The sequence below is a fragment of the Prochlorococcus sp. G5PB11 genome, assembly GCF_059772425.1.
The window spans coordinates 233,152-253,117 of the sequence record NZ_CM186287.1; the positions used below are offsets into that span (position 1 = coordinate 233,152).

General features: G+C 31.9%; 24 protein-coding genes and 1 tRNA gene. 15 read left to right on the top strand and 10 right to left on the bottom strand.

The window, feature by feature from the left end; translation table 11 throughout:
* Positions 1 to 77 precede the first annotated feature (77 nt).
* From AC6EI0_RS01210 to AC6EI0_RS01220, 3 genes are read left to right on the top strand one after another with little or no spacing between them, the layout of a single operon-like run.
* Entirely contained in the window at positions 78 to 1,076 is a 999-nt protein-coding gene (locus AC6EI0_RS01210) for an ABC transporter ATP-binding protein (RefSeq protein WP_498522708.1), read from the top strand.
* On the top strand, positions 1,073 to 1,870 hold the full coding sequence (locus tag AC6EI0_RS01215) for an ABC transporter permease (RefSeq protein ID WP_498522709.1): 798 nt from the start codon (positions 1,073 to 1,075) through the stop codon (positions 1,868 to 1,870). The genes AC6EI0_RS01210 and AC6EI0_RS01215 overlap by 4 nt, the downstream gene beginning before the upstream one ends.
* A 1-nt stretch (position 1,871) precedes the next feature.
* Positions 1,872 to 2,660, top strand: coding sequence for an ABC transporter permease (locus AC6EI0_RS01220; RefSeq protein ID WP_498522710.1), 789 nt, complete (start codon positions 1,872 to 1,874; stop codon positions 2,658 to 2,660).
* A gap of 51 nt (positions 2,661 to 2,711) precedes the next feature.
* Here AC6EI0_RS01220 and AC6EI0_RS01225 read toward each other — a convergent pair whose 3' ends face one another.
* On the bottom strand, positions 2,712 to 4,025 hold the full coding sequence (locus AC6EI0_RS01225; RefSeq protein WP_498522711.1) for an NRAMP family divalent metal transporter: 1,314 nt from the start codon (positions 4,023 to 4,025) through the stop codon (positions 2,712 to 2,714).
* A gap of 148 nt (positions 4,026 to 4,173) precedes the next feature.
* Between AC6EI0_RS01225 and AC6EI0_RS01230 the strand changes: the two genes are divergently transcribed.
* On the top strand, positions 4,174 to 4,680 hold the full coding sequence (locus tag AC6EI0_RS01230; protein WP_498522712.1) for a josephin: 507 nt from the start codon (positions 4,174 to 4,176) through the stop codon (positions 4,678 to 4,680).
* A gap of 706 nt (positions 4,681 to 5,386) precedes the next feature.
* Here the strand turns inward: AC6EI0_RS01230 and AC6EI0_RS01235 are convergent.
* Positions 5,387 to 5,551 carry a hypothetical protein gene (locus AC6EI0_RS01235; RefSeq protein ID WP_498522713.1) on the bottom strand — a complete coding sequence of 55 codons (165 nt, stop codon included), beginning with the start codon at positions 5,549 to 5,551 and terminating at the stop codon, positions 5,387 to 5,389.
* 154 nt (positions 5,552 to 5,705) lie between these two features.
* Between AC6EI0_RS01235 and AC6EI0_RS01240 the strand changes: the two genes are divergently transcribed.
* The gene (locus AC6EI0_RS01240) at positions 5,706 to 5,975 is read left to right on the top strand and encodes a hypothetical protein (RefSeq protein ID WP_498522714.1); all 270 of its coding nucleotides are present in this window, start codon (positions 5,706 to 5,708) and stop codon (positions 5,973 to 5,975) included.
* Between the two features lie 4 nt (positions 5,976 to 5,979).
* On the opposite strand, the gene AC6EI0_RS01245 is transcribed toward AC6EI0_RS01240, so the two are convergent.
* Complete coding sequence (locus tag AC6EI0_RS01245; RefSeq protein WP_498522715.1) at positions 5,980 to 6,378, bottom strand: DUF2862 domain-containing protein; 399 nt, start codon at positions 6,376 to 6,378, stop codon at positions 5,980 to 5,982.
* 457 nt (positions 6,379 to 6,835) lie between these two features.
* On the opposite strand from AC6EI0_RS01245, the gene AC6EI0_RS01250 reads away from it, so the two are divergent.
* Together AC6EI0_RS01250 and AC6EI0_RS01255 are read left to right on the top strand one after the other, a co-directional pair.
* A complete protein-coding gene (locus tag AC6EI0_RS01250; RefSeq protein WP_498507153.1) occupies positions 6,836 to 7,045 on the top strand; it encodes a DUF8647 family protein in 210 nt (69 codons plus the stop codon).
* 50 nt (positions 7,046 to 7,095) lie between these two features.
* The gene (locus tag AC6EI0_RS01255; RefSeq protein ID WP_498522716.1) at positions 7,096 to 7,869 is read left to right on the top strand and encodes a sulfite exporter TauE/SafE family protein; all 774 of its coding nucleotides are present in this window, start codon (positions 7,096 to 7,098) and stop codon (positions 7,867 to 7,869) included.
* Positions 7,870 to 7,891: 22 nt separating this feature from the next.
* Here the strand turns inward: AC6EI0_RS01255 and AC6EI0_RS01260 are convergent, their stop codons facing one another.
* Complete coding sequence (locus tag AC6EI0_RS01260) at positions 7,892 to 9,079, bottom strand: glycosyl transferase (protein ID WP_498522717.1); 1,188 nt, start codon at positions 9,077 to 9,079, stop codon at positions 7,892 to 7,894.
* A 71-nt stretch (positions 9,080 to 9,150) separates the two neighbouring features.
* Between AC6EI0_RS01260 and AC6EI0_RS01265 the strand changes: the two genes are divergently transcribed.
* The 5 genes from AC6EI0_RS01265 to AC6EI0_RS01285 all read left to right on the top strand — a co-directional run bounded on the left by AC6EI0_RS01265 (position 9,151) and on the right by AC6EI0_RS01285 (position 13,465).
* On the top strand, positions 9,151 to 10,902 hold the full coding sequence (locus AC6EI0_RS01265; protein WP_498522718.1) for a sugar phosphorylase: 1,752 nt from the start codon (positions 9,151 to 9,153) through the stop codon (positions 10,900 to 10,902).
* A 4-nt stretch (positions 10,903 to 10,906) separates the two neighbouring features.
* Positions 10,907 to 11,707: a mannosyl-3-phosphoglycerate phosphatase-related protein YedP gene (gene yedP, locus AC6EI0_RS01270; RefSeq protein ID WP_498522719.1), complete on the top strand. Its 801-nt coding sequence runs from the start codon at positions 10,907 to 10,909 to the stop codon at positions 11,705 to 11,707.
* Positions 11,704 to 12,714, top strand: a complete 1,011-nt coding sequence (locus AC6EI0_RS01275; protein ID WP_498522720.1) for a nucleoside/nucleotide kinase family protein — start codon at positions 11,704 to 11,706, stop codon at positions 12,712 to 12,714. Before yedP ends, AC6EI0_RS01275 begins: the two co-directional genes overlap by 4 nt.
* A 138-nt stretch (positions 12,715 to 12,852) precedes the next feature.
* Positions 12,853 to 13,230, top strand: a complete 378-nt coding sequence (locus AC6EI0_RS01280; RefSeq protein WP_498522721.1) for a GIY-YIG nuclease family protein — start codon at positions 12,853 to 12,855, stop codon at positions 13,228 to 13,230.
* Positions 13,231 to 13,330: 100 nt separating this feature from the next.
* Positions 13,331 to 13,465 carry a DUF8629 family protein gene (locus tag AC6EI0_RS01285; RefSeq protein WP_498462632.1) on the top strand — a complete coding sequence of 45 codons (135 nt, stop codon included), beginning with the start codon at positions 13,331 to 13,333 and terminating at the stop codon, positions 13,463 to 13,465.
* A gap of 39 nt (positions 13,466 to 13,504) precedes the next feature.
* Here the strand turns inward: AC6EI0_RS01285 and AC6EI0_RS01290 are convergent, their stop codons facing one another.
* A complete protein-coding gene (locus tag AC6EI0_RS01290) occupies positions 13,505 to 13,786 on the bottom strand; it encodes a hypothetical protein (RefSeq protein ID WP_498522722.1) in 282 nt (93 codons plus the stop codon).
* 81 nt (positions 13,787 to 13,867) lie between these two features.
* Here AC6EI0_RS01290 and AC6EI0_RS01295 point away from each other — a divergent pair, with 81 nt between their 5' ends.
* Positions 13,868 to 14,707 carry an undecaprenyl-diphosphate phosphatase gene (locus AC6EI0_RS01295; RefSeq protein ID WP_498522723.1) on the top strand — a complete coding sequence of 280 codons (840 nt, stop codon included), beginning with the start codon at positions 13,868 to 13,870 and terminating at the stop codon, positions 14,705 to 14,707.
* A gap of 240 nt (positions 14,708 to 14,947) precedes the next feature.
* On the opposite strand, the gene AC6EI0_RS01300 is transcribed toward AC6EI0_RS01295, so the two are convergent.
* From AC6EI0_RS01300 to AC6EI0_RS01320, 5 genes are all read right to left on the bottom strand, one after another.
* Positions 14,948 to 15,021, bottom strand: a tRNA-Pro gene (locus AC6EI0_RS01300).
* A 13-nt stretch (positions 15,022 to 15,034) separates the two neighbouring features.
* Positions 15,035 to 15,388, bottom strand: coding sequence for a hypothetical protein (locus AC6EI0_RS01305; protein WP_498522724.1), 354 nt, complete (start codon positions 15,386 to 15,388; stop codon positions 15,035 to 15,037).
* Between the two features lie 204 nt (positions 15,389 to 15,592).
* Positions 15,593 to 16,342 carry a peptide-methionine (S)-S-oxide reductase MsrA gene (msrA, locus tag AC6EI0_RS01310; protein WP_498522725.1) on the bottom strand — a complete coding sequence of 250 codons (750 nt, stop codon included), beginning with the start codon at positions 16,340 to 16,342 and terminating at the stop codon, positions 15,593 to 15,595.
* A 4-nt stretch (positions 16,343 to 16,346) separates the two neighbouring features.
* Positions 16,347 to 16,592, bottom strand: coding sequence for a hypothetical protein (locus AC6EI0_RS01315; RefSeq protein WP_110860620.1), 246 nt, complete (start codon positions 16,590 to 16,592; stop codon positions 16,347 to 16,349).
* 86 nt (positions 16,593 to 16,678) lie between these two features.
* The gene (locus AC6EI0_RS01320; RefSeq protein ID WP_498522726.1) at positions 16,679 to 18,430 is read right to left on the bottom strand and encodes an ABC transporter ATP-binding protein; all 1,752 of its coding nucleotides are present in this window, start codon (positions 18,428 to 18,430) and stop codon (positions 16,679 to 16,681) included.
* A gap of 74 nt (positions 18,431 to 18,504) precedes the next feature.
* On the opposite strand from AC6EI0_RS01320, the gene AC6EI0_RS01325 reads away from it, so the two are divergent.
* On the top strand, positions 18,505 to 18,816 hold the full coding sequence (locus tag AC6EI0_RS01325; protein ID WP_498520838.1) for a DUF3288 family protein: 312 nt from the start codon (positions 18,505 to 18,507) through the stop codon (positions 18,814 to 18,816).
* A 112-nt stretch (positions 18,817 to 18,928) separates the two neighbouring features.
* Entirely contained in the window at positions 18,929 to 19,966 is a 1,038-nt protein-coding gene (trpD, locus tag AC6EI0_RS01330; RefSeq protein ID WP_498522727.1) for an anthranilate phosphoribosyltransferase, read from the top strand.

Genomic DNA, 19,966 nt, shown 5'->3' on the forward strand with positions numbered 1-19,966 from the left:
AATTTTTCTATGATTTGATTTTATCTGCTATTAACGCAAAAATGTTTTATCTTAATGTTGATGCATTTGACATTTAATTGCCTAAGAATCCAAGTAACTTGATCCTTGTAGATCAGCTGAGTAAATATTATCGAGTTGCTAACAAACAGCCAGGGTTTAAAGGCACTCTTAAGCATTTTTTTGATCGAAAGACTAATGATGTTCCTGCTGTTACTGACATAAGTTTCAAAATCACTCGAGGAGAAATAGTTGGATTTCTTGGAGCCAATGGGGCAGGTAAAACCACATTATTAAAAATGATGTGTGGTCTTATTCATCCTTCGAGAGGCTTGGTTGATGTCTGTGGTTTTTCTCCTCAACGAAGGCAAACAGCTTTTCTGAATGAGATAACCTTGGTGATGGGTCAAAAGCAACAGTTGATTTGGGACCTTCCTCCAATGGACTCTTTGTATGTAAATGCTGCTGTGTATGGTTTGTCCGACTACGAAGCAAAAGAAAGAATAAATGAATTGGCCGATATGCTTGAACTTGGAGAAGAACTTACAAGACCTGTCAGAAAGTTATCTTTAGGACAAAGAATGAAAGCTGAAATACTTGTTGCCTTATTACATAAGCCATCTGTTCTTTTTCTAGATGAACCTACCCTAGGACTAGACGTAAATGCTCAAGCAAGAGTTCGTAGCTTTTTATCCGAATACAATAAAAGAACTGGCGCGACAATTTTACTGACTAGTCATTACATGGCTGATATTACAGCGTTATGTCCAAGAGTAATTTGTATTCATAAAGGGAAACTTTTTTACGATGGCGATCTTGATTCGCTTGCTAATTCATTATCACCCTCAAGAGAGGTAAAAGTTGAATTGAAAAATCCATGTATAAGAGATCAATTTGTTAGATATGGTGAGATTCAAGATTTGAATGATCGTTTTATATCTTTGTTAGTTTCAAGGGATAAATTAACAGAAGTAGTAAGTAATCTTTTAACTGATTTTGATATTATAGATTTAGAGATTAGTGACCCTCCTATTGATCAATTGATCGGAGAATTATTTAAAAAAGGAGAAGTCAATTGAGAATATTTGGATTGTCTTTCAAGGTTATTAAGACTTTACTTACAACACAATATGCATACATGTTGGAATATCGCATCGAAATAGCTTTGTGGGCTCTTTCGGGGGTGCTTCCTTTTATAATGTTTTCCCTTTGGAGTCAAAATGATGTTGGTAATACATTTGGTTTAAATGATATTGGCTTGGCAAGATATTTTTTGAGTGCTTTTCTGGTTAGACAGTTTTCTGTAGTATGGGTTGTTTTTTCTTTTGAAGAAGACTCACTCTCCGGACGATTATCACCGTATTTGCTTCAGCCTCTGCATCCTCTTTTGAGATATGTAGCTGCACACTTAGCAGAGCAGGCAACAAGACTTCCTTTCGCAATAGCTATCGCTATAACTTTTTTCATACTAAATCCTTCATCTTTTTGGATTCCTTCATTAGCTCAAGTTTTTCTTGCATACTTATCAACTCATTTGGCTTTTTCTATTGCATTTCTTCTTCAAAGTTTAGTTGCTGCTCTTTGTTTTTGGACTGAAAAATCTAGTTCTCTAGAGAGATTAATATTTGTTCCTTATCTGTTTCTATCTGGTTTATTAGTACCCTTATCAGCCTTTCCTTCTAATGTTCTAAAAGTTGCAATGCTAACGCCATTTCCTTATCTAATTAATTTCCCAGCAAAGATTTTATCAGGAATGCCAGTTGATATCTTTAATGGTTTTTTAGCTCAAATTTTGTGGATCTCAATTCTCATTCCTTCAGTTAATATTCTTTGGAAACTTGGTGTAAAAAGATATACAGCTATGGGAGCATAATATGTATCGTTATTTTAAAACAATTAGATTATTTTGGTCTACAGCTTTTGCATCTCAACTTGAATATCAATTAAATTTCTTAATTGAGTTGCTAGCTATGTTGGGTACACTCTTGGGAAGTGTGTTTATATTATCTCTTTTCTTTACTGGAGGCAGACAATTAGGAGATTGGACTTGGGAATCGGCTTTAGTTATTCAAGGTGTTTATACCTTTTTAGATGGTTTAACAAATGCTCTTTTACGACCAAATTTAACCGAAATAGTTAATTACGTTAGAGAGGGTACTTTAGATTATGTTTTACTAAAACCTATTGATAGTCAATTTTGGTTATCAGTTAAAAAGTTTTCTTTTGCAGGGTTACCTGAGATCATTTTAGGGCTTTCTATTGTTTTTTGGGCATCTATTCAAACTGGCTCCTCTTTTTCAATTTACTCCTTATATGTATTCATTATTTCCTTATTCATTGGTTTTGTTATTCTATATTCAGTCTGGTTCCTAATTGCTGCTTCTAGCATCTGGTTTGTTAAGACATGGAATGCAACAGAAGTACTTAGAGCTTTGTTGGCTGCAGGTAGATATCCCATTTCAGCTTACCCAGTTATTTTGAGATTCATATTTACGTTGGTTTTACCTGTAGCCTTTTTAACCACTTTCCCAGCTGAAGCAATTTTAGGTGATCTGAAATTTAATATAATATTACTTGGTTTATTATTAAGTAGTTTGTTTTTTATTCTCAGTAGATTATTCTGGAAATTTGCTCTTAAACACTATACTTCTGCTTCAAGTTAATTAAAATAAATATATTTTATTTTTAATTGTATTCATAATTTAATGATTGATTTATTTTCCAATACCAAAGAATGTATTGATTACGAATAATAAACTAAAGATTGTGAGGAATGAAATTCCAAACCAACAGATTGTTTTTAGAACAAGGCCATAACGAAATTGATTTTTTACTAATGGACTATTCATTGTATCCATAGCCATCCAGGCAAAGAGAGGAGCTGATAGAAAACTACCGGTCATAGCCCCAAATACATAGTCTTTAACTCCAATCCCGCCAGATTTGGCAATCAAAAGTGCACAAAGCGATGCAAACACATGAAATATGATCCATTTTTTTAGACGTTTCTTTTCTGTCAAAGTAGTGATATTTCCCTTGTCTGAGCGAGTTATCAATCCATGAGCTGATGAAATGCTTCTTGGATATGCGTCTAGACATGTAAGCGTAGTACTAAACATGGCTGCAAAGGCTGCAGGAACAATTATCCACTTTGCCCATCCACCAATGGATTCTGTGTATAAACGTATTAAATTCTGAGCAAAACTAACACCTGAACCTGTAAGCATCTCATCGCCAGTGCCGTACATTGTGTAGGCACCAAGAGTTAGAAAGAAAATAGCAGTTATTACTGTGATGAAATATCCAAGATTGAAATCAAATTCTGCTTCTTTCAAAGTAGCGGTATGTTCAGTCTCTTTAGCTCTAGAAAACATCCAAAGTGAAGGCCATATACAAAGTTCTACTGGACCAGGCATCCAACCCATCAAGGGAATTAAAAATCCTAAGTTTGAGAGGGTCCATGGAGAAGGATTGCTATTTAATAGTGAAAGATTGATATCTCCTGCAGGTCCTTTTATTAGTAAAGATATAACAGCAAAAAATGTTAATAATGTAAGCATAAATACAAGAATCTTGGAAATCCTATCAAGGGCCTTATATTGACCTATAAATAATATTAATGAACATACTATTAAAATACCTATAGCTAAATCTAAAGTAGGAAAGGATGAAAAAATTACTATATTTTTTAATAGAAGCCCGGTAACAAAACTAACAGCGGAAATAGTAAAAGTACCAGTAATTAATCCAACTATTAAATATAATGGCAAATAAAATTTATTACGTTTTTGAAAGCCCTCTAAAAGCGATAGTCCAGTAACAGCTGTAAATCTTGTACCGACAAGTAAAAATGGATATTTGACTAAATTTGTTAATAAGATTAGCCCGATTAGCGAAAATCCAAATTTAGCTCCCGCTGTAGTCGATGACATCAGATGAGATCCGCCTATGCATGCTGCAGCTAAAAGGATTCCAGGGCCAAGACTTTTTCTATAACCATTGGATTTACTTGGAACTACTTTTTCCATATTTTTCAGAAGTTATTTTATTTTTGCAATAAATATAATTTTTTCAATTTAAGTACATAAAGATTATTATTTTGTAGGAAGATATCTTTTTATTAAACTAGCTTTTTTTTAATTCTATTTGTTGCCAAGCTTCTCTAGACTTTTCATAATGACTAAATCAGTAAATCTATATTTAGCCTCAGGTGTAAGTGAAGGCAAAGGATTTTGGCTCGTTAACTTTACTGAGGAGGATGATATTTATAATTCTCTTGGGACTAAATTACTTGAGTGTTATAGAAAGGAGTTATTTGGTCTTGAAGGAGCAGTTGAAGTTAAAGAAGCAATTAATACAACCTTAGATATTCTCTCTTTCTACTCCCAATTAGATCGATTTAAATTAGATAGTTCAAATACAGCTTACTCTTCTGAGATTCCCATTAACCTCATTGAGGATATCTTTGATCTATGGGCATATAATTATAATAATCAAATTATATGGAAAAAATATATTGGTGTATTGAACTTTAGAAAAAAAATTAAAACAAAAAATAATTATATTAACATAGGATTAAAAGGAGATACTTTTGACTTTGCTATGAAATTAGAAGAATTACTAAATTTCAAACCTTGTAATTCATCATATAAAAAAGATAGAAATAATGAATTAATGTGGTAAAACTTTAATATCTAGATTGGTAATATATCTCTCTATCTTTGTCATCTGAAATTATATTTTCCCAAGAGAATATTAACCATTCATTATCTTTGATGTGTTTATAGCTATTCCAAAATGTGGGTTGTTTTTTGCATATCCATGAATGAGCTTGAACCCTTTACATGTTTTATTTATTCAAGTGTATGTCCTGTATCTTAAATATCATCAACTATCTGAGAATAATTTTAGGCTTGTCTAATAAGGGAAGTCCGATTGAATGACTTAGTGCAACAGGAAGACATAATTCGCCCAGGAATCAATAAAAGCATCAAATTTTTTATTTTTGAAACGAATATATATTGAATATATGTATTCATCAAAAAATATCCACGTTAACTTTATCATTTATTTATTGCTTATATCTATTATTTACTCTTAATGGATTACTTCTAAAACTTCCTAGATAAACTGTAATAGCCCATAAAGCCACCTATAGTGATTATTCCAGCTATTGGAGCTGATAGATTTAATGGTGTCGCCCATTCATGAACCATCAAGGAAGCCAACATAATTAGAGATTAATAGATAAATCATAAAATACTACATACAATATTGTTTTGCTATTTTAATTTGCAATAATTCACATCCTTATTAATTTATTAAATAATTATTTTTTTTTAAATGTGTTTATTTTATAGATATAAATGTTTTGAATTTATATTATCTACTAATTATTTTTATTATTGCTTTCGAATATTTTGGAAATTTGTGCGTATATTTTGCCAAACAACCATGAAAAAGCAATTAGGCCAACAATACCTAGAATTATTGTTATTGCTGATATGCCAGCATCATTCGGACCATAATTTATCGCGGGGTCAAATCCTTCCACTATGATTTTAATTGATTTAATCCATATTAATATTTTTTCGATTCAAGTCCTGAATTTTAACTTTATTGAAATCTGAATATATCAAATTCGCTTATAGTTGAAGTATGTATAATAAATATTATCTTAAATTATATTTATGAAGTGGGAATATCATGTGGTACATCTTAACGTCGATGATACATCAGTCAATCATAAAGAAGCAAGCAATCCTGAGGTGGCGAGCGAAAAACTTAAAGGCTCACTGAGTCCAGACTTTCTTAAAGATCAATTTCCAGAACAGTACCAGGAAAATGAAGGTTCTGAACATCCTGCTATTCAACTAAGTAAATTTCTAAATAAAAAGGGGATGGATAGATGGGAACTTTCAGAAACAATTAAAATTGGGAATATGTTATTTCTTATTATGAAAAGGCAAGTTGATTAGTAGTTTAAAAAATATCTTTCATCGTAAATATTAACCAGTTAATTAGATTTATTGGATTTGCTATCGTTTTAATATTTCTGTTGCCATTTATCATATAAGTTACTTTATATTTTCCTAGTATTAGATCACTATTTTCGGTATTATTGAATTTCTTAGTCTCATTCAAGCTATATTCTTTTCTTGTTTGTTCATTTAATTCCGTGTTGAAAATCCAAATTTTTAGATTATCTTCAGTCATTAATACATAGCCAATACCCATCCCATCTGTCATTTTATAATCCACAATTTCTCCATTTATCATTTGCGGTAAGTCATCCAATAATTTATTTGGTAATAGATTTTCTATTTTCGACTTATCTACTTTTATCTTTGCTCCAATTGGTATTAGTGGATTTACTTCCATTATGATTAACTTTAGATTTGACTAAATTAACATATTTTTCGTATCAATGAATTAAATATTCACCTACTAATCATTCTTTTCTGTGTTGGCAAGCATATTTTTTTGTCTTTAAAAACCTTTGACCTTGTTTTTGTCTACCTTTTTCAAGCTTTCCTCTCCTTTTTCTTTTGAATAATTAATTTTAATATAGTTAATTCCAATTATCGTTAGTCTTATAAACACAAAAGCCGTAGCTATGAATCCGATTAATATAAAAGTTGATAATAGGGTAGATCCTAGATCTATTTCAGATAATTTTATCATGTGAATCAATTTACTAATTTATTTAATCTTTTATAAAACAAAATTTTAATTTGAATTCAAATTCTAAATAAATTTTAATTTATATTGGTTACAAGACATCTGTAGAAAAATTTTTCTAATGGATGCATAACTGAAATAGGAATATAAATTGAAAATGGATCAAACTCAATTTAAAATCCCACTTTCAAGCTTAAGGCCCTACACAGTTCATTATAGAAACTGTGATAATCAGCGTCTTGAGAATTGCTTTTACGCATGTGATGCATACGAGGCAAGATTACTTGCGATGGAATTTAATAGGTATATTCATGAACACCCAAATTGTATTGACCTTATTAGAAGGGAAATGATTAAGAATATTTAGATTATTTCACCAGAACTTATTTTTGTATAAAATATATTATTTAGATTTATATGTTAAATAATGATATTATTTCTCAAATTTCTTTGGGATTTATATCATTTTTATCTAATTTCATATCTGCTTTATCTGGAGGTGGAGCTGGCTTAATACAACTTCCAGCGCTCATATTTTTTGGTCTACCTTTCTCAAAAGCTTTGGCAACTCATAAAGTTGCTAGTGTTGCTCTTGGTATCGGGGCTTCGGTCCCACATTTAAAGAAAAATGAGTTACAAATAAAATATGCTTTTTTAATATTAATTTCGGGGTTGCCTGGCGTTTTATTAGGGGCATATACTTCTTCCATTTTACCCAATAATTTTTCTACTACCTTATTAGGTTTTTTGACTTTGTTTCTTAGCTTTTACTCAATAAAGCAGAAAAAACTAGGAAGTTCAAATAAAAACATTCAAATTAATAAGTTAAGAATAATAATTGGCTCATTAGGCCTTTTTACTATTGGTTTTTTCAATGGCTATCTATCTTCTGGTACTGGACTTTTTGTAACGATTTGGATGATAACAGTATTTGATTTAGCTTTTTCTGTGGCGGTTGCCTATACCTTAATTTTTGTTGGAATTTTTTGGAATGGCATTGGAGCACTTTCTTTAGGATTAAGGGGAAATATTATTTGGAGCTGTATACCTGTCTTGATTCTAGGTTCACTTCTAGGTGGCTATTTTGGTGCTAATTTTTCACTAATTAAAGGGTCCAAATTTATTAAAGTTATTTTTGAATTAGTTTCTTTTTCTATAGGAATTTCATTACTTATTAAAGCTTTTTTATGAGTATTAATTTGTTAATGGCTTTTTATGCGCACCCAGCCTTTTCTAAATCATCTTGCAATTTACTTTCACAGTCTAAAACTCTTGCCCAGCAAGGCAATTGCTGCTTAACAGGTGATTCAAGGAATTTATTTATTGCTGGTCTTAATAGTTTTCCAAAAGTATGAACTGCTAGTTCTTCTTTATGTCTACTGTAAGGCAATTGATTTACTGAGGAATCTAAACTAAATTGTTTAACTCTATCTTCACCTGCTCTTCGATATAAAACCTCCAAGTTTGCTAATTGAGAACTTGTAAGTGTTCTTGCTTCATGTTCCATCAATCCTCTTAAAACGCTGGAAAGAATTTCCGTAGACATTTTTTGGAGACCCTCGTTAGCCTTTGAACCTATTTCTTTGTGTTTGTGGTCGAAAATACCCAGATCAACTTGTGCGATTCTTGATATCCTTACGTTTTTATAAACCTCTGATAGAAGCCCTATCTCTAATCCCCAATCACAAGGAATTCTTAAATTCATTGCTAGGTCTGTAGTAAAAGCAAACTCTCCAGCCAGTGGATATCTAAATGATTGTAAATATTGAAGGAATGGAGCATTCCCCATCAATTGCTCCAAACTTGATAGAAGTGGACCTACAAATAATCTCGTAGCTCTCCCTTGAAGTGCATTTGTCTCAAGAGATAGGCGGCTGTAAAAAGCTTTTACATATGAAATCCCATTAGATTTTTCTAGTAAAGGACCCAACATTCTTGCTGGATAATTAGAATTGAATGTTCTGATATCAGCATCGAAAAGTGCTACGACTTCAGAACTTTTCGTGGCAACACCAACTCCTTGCCATACTGCCCATCCTTTTCCTGGAACACCTAATAGATCTAGTCCATTCTTTTCTTGGTCTTTTAGTAATTCAATAACCAATGGACTATTTGTCCATTGGACGTGAACTGGATATGGCATTTCTTTAAAGAAATCTCTTGCGTTCTCGACCTCGTCGCGATTACTAGCAGATAGTGCTACGACGAGTTGATTTAAATTTTTTAACTCTTTTAAAGTAGATCTAATAAGTTTTAAGGCTGGCCTACTGAACTCTTCGAATAGGCATGGAATAAGTATTGATGTTGGTCGTTTTAAGAGGTCTTTATTTAGTTGAGTTACTGGATCTTTTGCTAATCCGTACTCATGAATAGTTGTGATTAAACCCTGCTGAAAGTCCATTCAAGATAAAAGTTTTACAGATTCAAGGTGGGAGCTACGATGAGGTAGAGAAGATTGTTTTCCTTTAAAGAGTGTCTGTGTTGGATAGTGAATTAGCTGAGCTGAGATTGTCTCTCAGAGAAATTTATCCTGACCACTCTGAACAAGAAATCAATTCAGTGTGGTCACAATTGTTGCAGATACTCGATCCATTTCGTGTTAATCAGGAGATTAAAGAATTAGAGATCAAATCAATTTGGGATTCTTCTAGTGTAGTTTTGATTACTTACCCAGATTCAATTTATAGGAAAGATGAATCAACTTTAAAAACATTAACTGAATTCGTAAAAAATAGATTAAGCGGTCTTTCGTCAGTCATACATGTTTTACCATTTCTTCCTTCTACAAGTGATGGAGGATTTGCTGTCTCAAATCATGAAAAAATTGAAGATGCTTTTGGTAATTGGAATGATTTAAAGAATTTATCAAATAAGCACAAAATAATGGCAGATCTTGTTTTAAATCATGTCTCTTCTTCTCATCCATGGGTGCATCAATTTATAAAATCTGAGGATCCTGGTAAGTCGTACATAGTTGCTCCTTCTGAGACTGATATTTGGGAGAAAGTTATAAGGCCTAGAAATTCATCTCTCTTCACTAACGTCAATACTAGAAAAGGCTTTAGGAAGGTTTGGACAACATTTGGACCAGATCAAATTGATGTTGATTGGAGAAATCCACATGTTTTTCTTGAGTTTCTGAAACTCTTAGTTAGATATATCTCTAATGGGGTTGAATGGATTCGACTTGATGCAATTGCATTCGTTTGGAAGGAGCCATATACGACTTGTTTACATTTAGACCCAGTACATTCAATAGTTAAGCTTTTAAATAAATGCTTAAAAATTATTAAACCTTCAGCTGTATTAATTACAGAGACTAATGTTCCAGAAAAAGAAAATCTTTCTTATTTGGTTGATGGTAATGAAGCCAACCTTGCTTATAATTTTACGTTGCCTCCTTTATTATTAGAGTCTATTTATACTGGTAAAACTGATTTATTGAATAATTGGTTATCTAATTGGAATGAGTTGCCAAGGGATACATCTCTACTCAACTTCACTTCTTCACATGATGGGATTGGATTGAGAGCATTAGAGGGAATTATGGACGATAATAGAGTTCATAATTTATTGGTTGAATCAGAGAAACGCGGAGGATTAGTTAGTCATCGCCGGCTGTCAAATGGACAAGATCAACCTTATGAATTAAATATTAGTTGGTGGAGTGCGATGTCTAACGAAGGTCCTGATAATACGGTATTTCAATTTGAACGTTTTTTGTTAAGTCAGCTTTTTACCTTATCTATTAAAGGTGTTCCAGCTTTTTATCTTCCAGCTGTTTTAGCCTCCCCTAATGATCTTGCTTCTTTTAGAAAAACAGGACAAAGAAGAGATTTAAATCGAGAAAAATTTGAAGCAAACAAATTACTTGTAACACTTAAAAACTTTGATTCTCCAGCTAGTAAAAATATTTCATACCTCACTCATATAGTTAAAGTCAGGTCAAGGCTTAAAGCTTTTCATCCGGAGTCGAGTATGAAATGTATCTCTACAAAAACAGCTAATTGTGTAATTCTTCAAAGAGGTTTAGCTGAAGACAGTGTTTATGTTGTCTGTAATATGTCTCGCGAACTTTTAAGTATTTCTCCATTAAAAGAACTTGATTTAATAGATTTAAGTTCTCAAAAGCGTTTACTGGATAATATTACAGGTTCTTATTTGAATACTGATACTTTCACTCTTAATCCTTATCAAGTAGTTTGGGTTACATTAGCTGATTAGCCTTATGAAAAATAATTCTAAATATTGGATAGTTACAGATCTAGATGGGACATTAATGGATGAAGACTACGATATTTCTCCAGCAAAAAAAACATTGAAAATGTTGGCTGAATTGAATATTCCTGTAATACCTTGTACAAGTAAAACTGCTTCTGAAGTTAGATATTTTCGAAAAGAGAATGCATTGACAGATCCTTTTATTGTAGAAAATGGAGCGGCTATTTATGGATTTTATGAACAAAATACATCAGAATGGGAATTGATCTTAGGAAAAAGCTATAAGGAATTAAAAATTATATTATTTAATATATCTAAGAAACTTAACTACCACTTAACCCCATTAAATGATTTAAGTATAAATCAAATATTTGAACTCACTGGTTTATCTGATAAAGCTATTGCCAGAGCTCTTGATAGGCGATGGAGTGTTCCTTTCTTAAATCCTCCTGATTATATTTTTGAAAAAGTAAAGCTTATTTGTGATTCTTATAACGTTCATGTTTTCAAAGGAAATAGGATGAGTCATTTGCTTTCCAGTGAAAGTCATAAAGGCCAGGCCGTTAATAAACTAAAAGTTTACCTACAGAACAATGATGTAAAGATTATTGCACTTGGTGATTCGCAAAATGATCTCCCTTTGCTTGAATATGCTGATATTTCTATTGTTATTCCTGGTAAAAATGGACCAAATAAGTATTTACAGAATGGTATTGATAACGGTTCTTTTCGATTAGCAAATGCTCCTCACGCACAGGGCTGGTCAAATAGTGTTGAGGATGTCATTAATGAATTTAAGGTTTTATGAAAGAAAACGGTATTAATTATGATCTAAATTATATTTTTCCTAAGGATTTAACGAAAGACTTTCTTTTTTCCCTTGATACTTATAGTTTATTTCTTGAAGGATTATCTATTAATCCGGTACTCTTTTATCAAAAATGGTCTGATGTTAATGTTCAATCCAATATTGATAAATATTGGAAACCAAATCAAAAATCAGATTGGAAATGGTCTTTAACATTTCCATTTTTTTCTCTTTTAGAAAATTATATAAATAATATTAATAAACCAATAATAATAGGTTTTTCCGGGCTACCTGGATCTGGAAAGTCCACTCTTGGATTTTGGATCGATAATGTAGCTAGAGAGCTGTCTTTAGATATTAAAGTTATATCTTTGGATGATTTTTATTTGCCTGCCCAAGAAATGGATTTTGCAATGGAGGGTAATCCATGGAATGTTCCTAGAGGTTTTCCAGGTAGTCATTCTCTAGATTTATTGCATAAATCATTAGACACTTTTTTAGAAACAGGTGTTTTAAGAAGTCCTAATTTTGATAAGTCTTTAAGAGACGGAAAAGGAGATAGATCAGGTTGGTGTGACTATCAACCTAAAGTTTTAATCTTAGAAGGATGGTTTGTTGGTTGCGTTCCAGTTTCAGATTTATTTAAAATTGATTATTTGGATCAGGATGAATTTAATTTGTCCTTGAGCCAGTCTGAAAAGGATTATCGTGCGTTGATCCAAGAGTCACTGTTAGAATATAGTGTAATTTGGAAAAAATTTCATAAAATATGGCATCTTAAATCTTCTGAATTTAATAATACAGTCCTGTGGAAATCTAATCAAGAAAATGAAATGATTAAATTAAAAGGATCAGGTTTAAAAGGTAATAATTTATCTAATTTTATACGTATGATTCAAACCGCAATTCCACAGCAATCTTTATCATTTATTCATTCAGATACGTCAGTCGAAATCAATCAAAATCGTCGAATTATAAAATTATATTCAACTAAATATTATTTTTAATATAATTAATATAATTAATTAGTGTTTGTTTTGATTTTTATTATTTTGTTTACTCGTTTTATCTTTTGTTAAACTTTTATCTTTTAATCAAATTACACACTATTATCATTAAATATAAATCTTACACATGCCGATAAAATGGCTTCATATATCTATTTGATTCAAAACGGCGATTTATTCAATATTGGTTTTACTAACAACCTTGAACGCACAAGAATTGATTTAAGACCTGGAGAATTGATCGCTTTCTTAATTACCGAAAAACCTGAACCGATTATTAAAAATCTTAGGAAAACATATGTTGATAACAGATTACCTGGTTCAGATTACTATCGACTTGCTAATTCACAGGTAAAAGAATGCAAGTCTCTTTTAGATGGAGATGGATCTAATAATTATTTTCAACCTTTTCTCAAAGGTCCAAGTTTAGTTATATTCTTTATCCTTTCTTGGTTGACACTGACGTTTATCATTATTGAGTTTGCAGTAGATCCAATACTTAGTAGGTTTAGCTAATAGGTACTTTTTTTAATAGATTAATTATTTATAAAGATTTTTAATGTAAAAAAATTGATTTTCTTGTTAGATTAAATACAAATAAATTGTTTAGATTGATTTGAATTTATCTAATTTTTTAATTTTTGTAGCAGTACCTTTCGTTGTCTCTGCCGTTTTTTTTGGCACTAAGAATGGATACTACAATAGCGATGATTATGAAGGAGATGGATGTGCTCATGATGTACAGAGATGATAATTTTTAACCAATTCATAGCCATTATTACGATTTCCTTTAATTACTTGAATTTTTGATGCATGTCCATTTGCTGTCAAATTGCCATACAGGTTTGTAGATATCAGTCTCGATTTTCTTTCCAGCTTCGATACACATCCTTTCAGACCCCATAGGAATAGCAAATAATGATGGACTTGTGATCCCACTTACTTGTGGTTTTCCTCCAGGACCTTGTCTATAACTACCTATTACTAACCAGTAATCTGCATTAGCCTTTCCTTGTAATCCAGCCAATGATGTTAGAACAAGAATTAATGAGAATATAAATTTTTTACCCATGATTTATTATTGAAATAATATCTATACTAATTGAAAATTAGAAGAAAATTAACGAGTTCCTTTTTTTATTATTTCCAAAATATGCACGAAGACATTAGTCCTTATTTATTTATTTACCTTAAATCAATTTTCTTAGGCATTATTCAAGGTCTTACTGAGTTTCTTCCAATTAGTAGTACAGCTCATTTAAAAGTTGTTCCTTATTTCTTTGGATGGAATGATCCTGGCGTCTCTTTCTCAGCTTCTATACAATTAGGAAGTGCAGTTGCTATTATTTATTATTTTCGAGATCAGATTAGCTCAATTATTGTTTCCTTTTTTTTGAATTTTAATCATCGTAAAGTTTTCAAGGATAATAATACTAGACTTGCTACTTTTATCTTTATAGCCAACATCCCAATATGTATTTTGGGTTTTTTTATCAAATTATATTGGCCTTATTTTTCTGATTCGAACTTAAGAGGTTTATTTTCCATAGCTATTACATCTATTTTTATGGGATTATTCTTAGCACTTTCGGAAATTTATGGTAAAAGAACAAAGCAACTTAATGATATTAATTTAAAAGATATTATGTTTTTAGGCCTTGCTCAATCACTTGCTGTAATCCCTGGAGTATCGAGATCTGGTATTACTTTGACCTCAGCTTTGCTTTCTGGAATTGAAAGAAAAACTGCAGCTCGACTTTCTTTTCTTGTTGGGATCCCAGCTATTTCAATTTCCGGACTAGTTGAATTTTTTACTTTATTTAGAACATTATCTGCAACAGATATTCTACCTACAGTTCTTGGGATTATTTCATCCTTCTTTTCTTCATTATTTGCTATAGACCTGCTTCTGAAGTTCTTAGCTAAAAATAATACTTTTATTTTTGTCTATTATCGTTTAGCTTTTGGCATTTTTATATTATCAGCTTTATAAATTTAAATTTTCTATATTTGTTGGTTTAATATTGATTTATGATATTGATTTGTTCATGATGAAGCTTTTAACTAATTTATTCATTGTTTCTTTCGGGGAGATTGATATACCACCATATCTCTTTGCATTAATTATTTTTTTAAGTCTTTTTGTTTTTTTAGCAGTTTTGATTAGTACAACTAAATTAATACAATCTTTAGTCAATGACACTGATTAGTAATACATTTTTCTAGTCTACTATCGGAACGGCGGGATTTGAACCCACGACCCCCACTACCCCAAAGTGGTGCGCTACCAAGCTGCGCTACGTCCCGTTTTTTTAAATTATCACAAGGTCTTGCTGATTGTTCCATTTTTTAATGATTTCCATTTAATTCTATTTTTAGTCTTTCTATTTATTCGTCTAATGAGTGAATTCCTATTTTCATTAGAATATCCATGAATAGATAGTCTTTTAGCCATTAATCTTAACTCGTAGATATTCATTTTTGAGAGTATTAATTCAGTATCGTTTTCCCAGGCATCCCCCTCATTTGGCAAAATATCTTTATGTTGCGATGCTTCGATTGAATAGATTAACTCTGCAAAGTATTCTGGAATAATTACAATTAAAATTGCAAGAATATTGTATATATTTATCCTTGCTCTTTCTAAATTTCTTTCTAATTTATTATTTTTCATATTTTTAAAATAATATAATTAAAGTTAAATATAATTTTCTTTATTTTGGATTAACTAATTCAGTATTTAGTGAACTATCCATCCATTGAATTGTGTTTTCTTGTTCAATTTTTGGAGATTTGAAGCTAAACACTAAGAAAAATACTACCAACAACGTTGCTAATATTATTAGCAAAACCGTTTTATCAGGTAATTGATCATTCATTATAAATTTGATTCGATCTGTGTATTATCGCCTCTAAGAATACAATGACTTATATCCCAATTATAGTTGGTCCAAACTTTTTCATTTAGTTTAAAGTTTGCCCCAGTAAAGTCTTTAAATTTTACCTTGGTTGGCATGGCTGAGCAATATGGTCTGCTACCAGGCTTAGCTAGATATTGTTGATGATAATCCTCAGCAAAATAAAACATAATTCCATTCTTAATCTCTGTAGTGATTTCTCCAAATCCATTATTTTCTAACTCTTTTTGATAACTATTTTTGCTTTCTGTTACTTTAGTTAGTTGTTCTTTGCTTGTTGTATAAATCGCAGATCTATATTGGCTTCCACAATCATTACCCTGACGATTGCCTTGTGTTGGATCATGGCATTCCCAGAATAATTTTAGTAGATCGCTTAGATCAATTTTATTATTATTCCAAACAACTCTCACGACTTCAGTGTGACCTGTTAGGCCAGAACATACTTCTCTATAGTTCGGATTTTCCCTCTCTCCCCCAGCATAGCCAACGGCAGTATTTACTACACCTGGCAACCTCCAGAAACCTTTCTCTGCCCCCCAAAAACAGCCGCATCCAAAAAGTATTTCTTCCTCACTTTCTTTTGGTTGTGCGAATAGTTCAGCTTTTAATATTGTATGGAGCACTTTCTTATTTTGTATTTCTAGACTTCTTTTAGAATATAGCTTCCCAATTATTAATGATAAATATTCACCGATTTTTTTAATCATAATCTTAATTTATAGTTTCTATTTTTATATGATTAATTAATGTAGTAACAAATGCAAATAATAAGAAAGGAAGGCTTAATACAAGGATTAAACCAACACCCAGGAGAGCAAAAATAGGTCTTGATGAGCCCATTAATGCAAGGCCTGCAGCAAGACTTACAAAAATCACACCCATCCATGCAAGGATTTGTATATAAATATCACCAAATGCAAGATCGCAAATAAGTTTATATTTTGTTAACGCGCTCATGATTAATTAATTATCTCTATGAAATAGTTCTCATATCTTATATCTAAATTAATTTAGATTAATTAAAAAAATATAATAAGTAATGATTAATCATCTGACTGAAGTTGCTCTTTAGCTTTTTCTCTTTCCCACATGCTTTTATACAGACCCTCTTTCATAATTAAGTCTTTATGAGTCCCTTCCTGCACGATTCTCCCGTCCTTCATCACTAATATGCGATCACACGATGCCGCTGCTGATAATTGATGACTAATCATTAGGACTGTTTTATTGTATTGGTTCTTTATCGTTTGAAGTATTGCTGATGCTGTTTTGTTGTCTACACTTGCTAAGGCATCATCGAGAATGATTATTTTTGAATTTACTAATAATGCCCTACTTAGGGCTGTTCGTTGTCTTTGCCCACCGCTGAGAGTTATGCCCCTTTCACCGACAAGAGTTTTAAAACCATCAGGAAAACCTTTAATGTCTTCTGTCATTCGTGCTTCGTAAGCTGATTCCTGGACTTTCGATATTGAAGCATTTGGATTTCCGTATCTAATATTTTCTGTAAGTGTTTCTGTAAAAAGATATCCCTCTTGAGGTACTAAAGCAATATTGCTTCTTAGCTGTTTTAGTTTTAAATAAGTGACATCATTGTCATCTAAAAATAATGTCCCTTCTTTGATATTTATCATTCTTCCTAAAGCTCTTGCTAACGTAGTTTTTCCGCAACCGACAGGACCAACTAAAGCAACTATTTCTCCTGGATTTATTTTAAAAGAAATTTCATTAAGTATTTTTCTAGGAGAATCTTTATACTTTATTGATAAGTTTCTAGCTTCTAACTTGCCTAATATAGGTTTAGATATGTTGAACGTATTGTCTTTGTCTTTAATTGTTGGTTCATGATTTAAAAGTTCTTCTACTCTTTCTAAACTTACTTGGCCTAATTGAAAAGTATTAAGTGTAAAACCTAGTAGTGCCGTTGGGAAAACTAGTCTTTCTACAAATAGAATTAAAGCTACTAATCCTCCTACTGTTAGACTTCCACTGTTTAGTCGACCACTCCCAATCGCAATAAGTAAAAGCAAAGATATTGAAGATAGACCTTGAAGAAGTGGAAATAAAGTACTTGCAGTTCTTGCTAAATTAATTGCAGCATCTCTATATCTAATATTTAATTTCTTAAATTCTTTTTGTTCAGCTTCTTCTTGACCATAAATTTTAATGGCGCTAATACCAGATAGATCTTCTTGGATTAATTCACTTAATTCTGATAAAGCTTTTTGTTGCTTCTTTCTTTGTTTGACCATTCTTCCACCGAATAATCCTACGGTGCCGAGCAAAACTGGATAGACAGATATGGCAAAAAAGGTTAAAAACGGATCTATGCTCAACATTGCTGGCAATGTGAAAGTGTATGCCAAAAATGTGTTTGTAAGACTAAGAACAGTAAAACCAAGCAATCTTCGAATGTTTTCTAGATCGCTGGTGGCTCTTGTTATTACTTCTCCAGTCCCGATGGTTTGAACCCATCCTGGATCTTGTTCCAGCATGCGATCAAATAATTTTTGTCTTAATGAAACTTCTACTTGTCTTCCAACTCCAAATACAAGTTGCCGTGATAATAATCTTGCTCCTCCCATTACTGTGGCTAAGAGTATTAACCATGCTGACTTATTGAAAACATATGAAAATGTAAATCCTTCCTTTAGATCATCAACAATATTTCTAACTTCCATAGGTATGGCAACACTCAAAATATTTACAAAAATCAAACAAAAAGCGCCAAGTATTAGCTTCTTTTTGTGTGGTCTCAAGTAGTTTTTTACTAGATCTAATTTTAATGCAGCCATTCTTTTATTAATATGCTCAGTAGCCTAGGCAATATAAGCCTATGGACGTGAGCAAAATTGAATTTAACTAATTTATGAACGAGGCTCAAAATCATCCGCTGTATACAACAGACCGTGAAAATCTTGATCGTTTATGTGCCATAGATTCCCCAACTTCTAATAACTACGTTGAGTTGGCAAGATTAATAATTCGCTATCAAGATTTCATAGGTGCCGAAGATCTTAATTCTGACATGGATAAATTATTAAAAAAATGGAGTATTAAACGAGATGAATTAGAGGAAATAACAAGAAAAATCTGGTCGGAAGGATTTCGTCCTACAAGTCACTCAAGTCCCGATAACGTTGGATCTGGCTTTGATACCTCAGATTCCTCCCAATCTTAATGTTAGGAAATTATTTTTTTATTTAAATAACTTCGATAATGGATATATTAATGATTAAGTTATAAAAAATATTTTGCCTGGATTGAATAGCACCCTGGCATTTTTCAAATAAATGAACCCATTAAACCCTATAACTTTTTCAGTAATTCTTGAATCACTTCTTTCAGCCAATGATTTAAATGAAGAGCAATCTAATTATTTAATGAATTCTTGGCTTAAAAATAAAATTGAACCAGTTCAAACAGGTGCATTATTAGCTGCATTTAGAGCAAAGGGGGTTTCTGGAGATGAACTTTCGGCAATGGCAAAAATCCTTCGAAATGCATCAATAACCCATTCAGAACTTCCATCTTTTGATTTGGTTGATACTTGTGGAACTGGCGGAGATGGGGCTAATACATTCAATATTTCCACGGCGGTTGCTTTTGTCTCAGCTGCTTTAGGAGTGAAAATTGCAAAACACGGAAATCGTAGTGCAAGTGGAAAAGTTGGATCAGCTGACGTATTAGAAAAATTGGGATTACCTCTAAATGTCTCCTCGGAAAAAGTCGTTGAAGCTTTAAAAAATTTTGGAATTACATTTCTTTTTGCTCCTTCTTGGCATCCCTCATTGGTAAATCTTGCTCCTTTGAGAAAAAGCTTAGGAGTTAGAACCGTTTTTAATCTTTTGGGCCCATTAGTTAACCCTCTTAGGCCTAAGTCACAAGTATTAGGAGTAGCTAAAGCTGATTTGCTTGATCCAATATCTATAGCTTTAAAAGGGCTGGGACTCAAACGAGCAGTAGTGGTACATGGTGCAGGTGGGCTTGATGAGGCTTCACTAGCTGGGCCTAATCAATTTCGTTTCTTAGATAAAGACATTATTAGATCTGAAACTATCAATCCTAGTGCTCTTGGGCTTACTGAAATTTCTAATGAAAGTTTAAAAGGTGATGATTTGGAAACTAATTCTAAAATTTTAATTTCTTTACTTAAAGGAGAAGGAAACAAATATCATAAAGAAGTCGTAGCATTAAATACAGCGCTTGTTTTATGGGTCTCTGGGGCTGAAGATGATTTGCTTTTAGGTGTTAAACGATCTTTAGATTGTTTGAATACAGATAAATCATGGCTTCTCTTTAATAAGTTAAAAGATTTTTTAGCCACCTAA

Coding starts and splice junctions, on each gene's coding strand:
- AC6EI0_RS01320 (WP_498522726.1), bottom strand. CDS start 18,430: ATGGCTGCATTAAAATTAGATCTAGTAAAAAACTACTTGAGACCACAC.
- trpD (WP_498522727.1), top strand. CDS start 18,929: ATGAACCCATTAAACCCTATAACTTTTTCAGTAATTCTTGAATCACTT.
- AC6EI0_RS01245 (WP_498522715.1), bottom strand. CDS start 6,378: ATGGAAGTAAATCCACTAATACCAATTGGAGCAAAGATAAAAGTAGAT.
- AC6EI0_RS01315 (WP_110860620.1), bottom strand. CDS start 16,592: ATGAGCGCGTTAACAAAATATAAACTTATTTGCGATCTTGCATTTGGT.
- AC6EI0_RS01295 (WP_498522723.1), top strand. CDS start 13,868: ATGCACGAAGACATTAGTCCTTATTTATTTATTTACCTTAAATCAATT.
- AC6EI0_RS01230 (WP_498522712.1), top strand. CDS start 4,174: ATGACTAAATCAGTAAATCTATATTTAGCCTCAGGTGTAAGTGAAGGC.
- msrA (WP_498522725.1), bottom strand. CDS start 16,342: ATGATTAAAAAAATCGGTGAATATTTATCATTAATAATTGGGAAGCTA.
- AC6EI0_RS01250 (WP_498507153.1), top strand. CDS start 6,836: ATGGATCAAACTCAATTTAAAATCCCACTTTCAAGCTTAAGGCCCTAC.
- AC6EI0_RS01225 (WP_498522711.1), bottom strand. CDS start 4,025: ATGGAAAAAGTAGTTCCAAGTAAATCCAATGGTTATAGAAAAAGTCTT.
- AC6EI0_RS01305 (WP_498522724.1), bottom strand. CDS start 15,388: ATGAAAAATAATAAATTAGAAAGAAATTTAGAAAGAGCAAGGATAAAT.
- AC6EI0_RS01280 (WP_498522721.1), top strand. CDS start 12,853: ATGGCTTCATATATCTATTTGATTCAAAACGGCGATTTATTCAATATT.
- AC6EI0_RS01325 (WP_498520838.1), top strand. CDS start 18,505: ATGAACGAGGCTCAAAATCATCCGCTGTATACAACAGACCGTGAAAAT.
- AC6EI0_RS01220 (WP_498522710.1), top strand. CDS start 1,872: ATGTATCGTTATTTTAAAACAATTAGATTATTTTGGTCTACAGCTTTT.
- AC6EI0_RS01255 (WP_498522716.1), top strand. CDS start 7,096: ATGTTAAATAATGATATTATTTCTCAAATTTCTTTGGGATTTATATCA.
- AC6EI0_RS01260 (WP_498522717.1), bottom strand. CDS start 9,079: ATGGACTTTCAGCAGGGTTTAATCACAACTATTCATGAGTACGGATTA.
- yedP (WP_498522719.1), top strand. CDS start 10,907: ATGAAAAATAATTCTAAATATTGGATAGTTACAGATCTAGATGGGACA.
- AC6EI0_RS01275 (WP_498522720.1), top strand. CDS start 11,704: ATGAAAGAAAACGGTATTAATTATGATCTAAATTATATTTTTCCTAAG.
- AC6EI0_RS01290 (WP_498522722.1), bottom strand. CDS start 13,786: ATGGGTAAAAAATTTATATTCTCATTAATTCTTGTTCTAACATCATTG.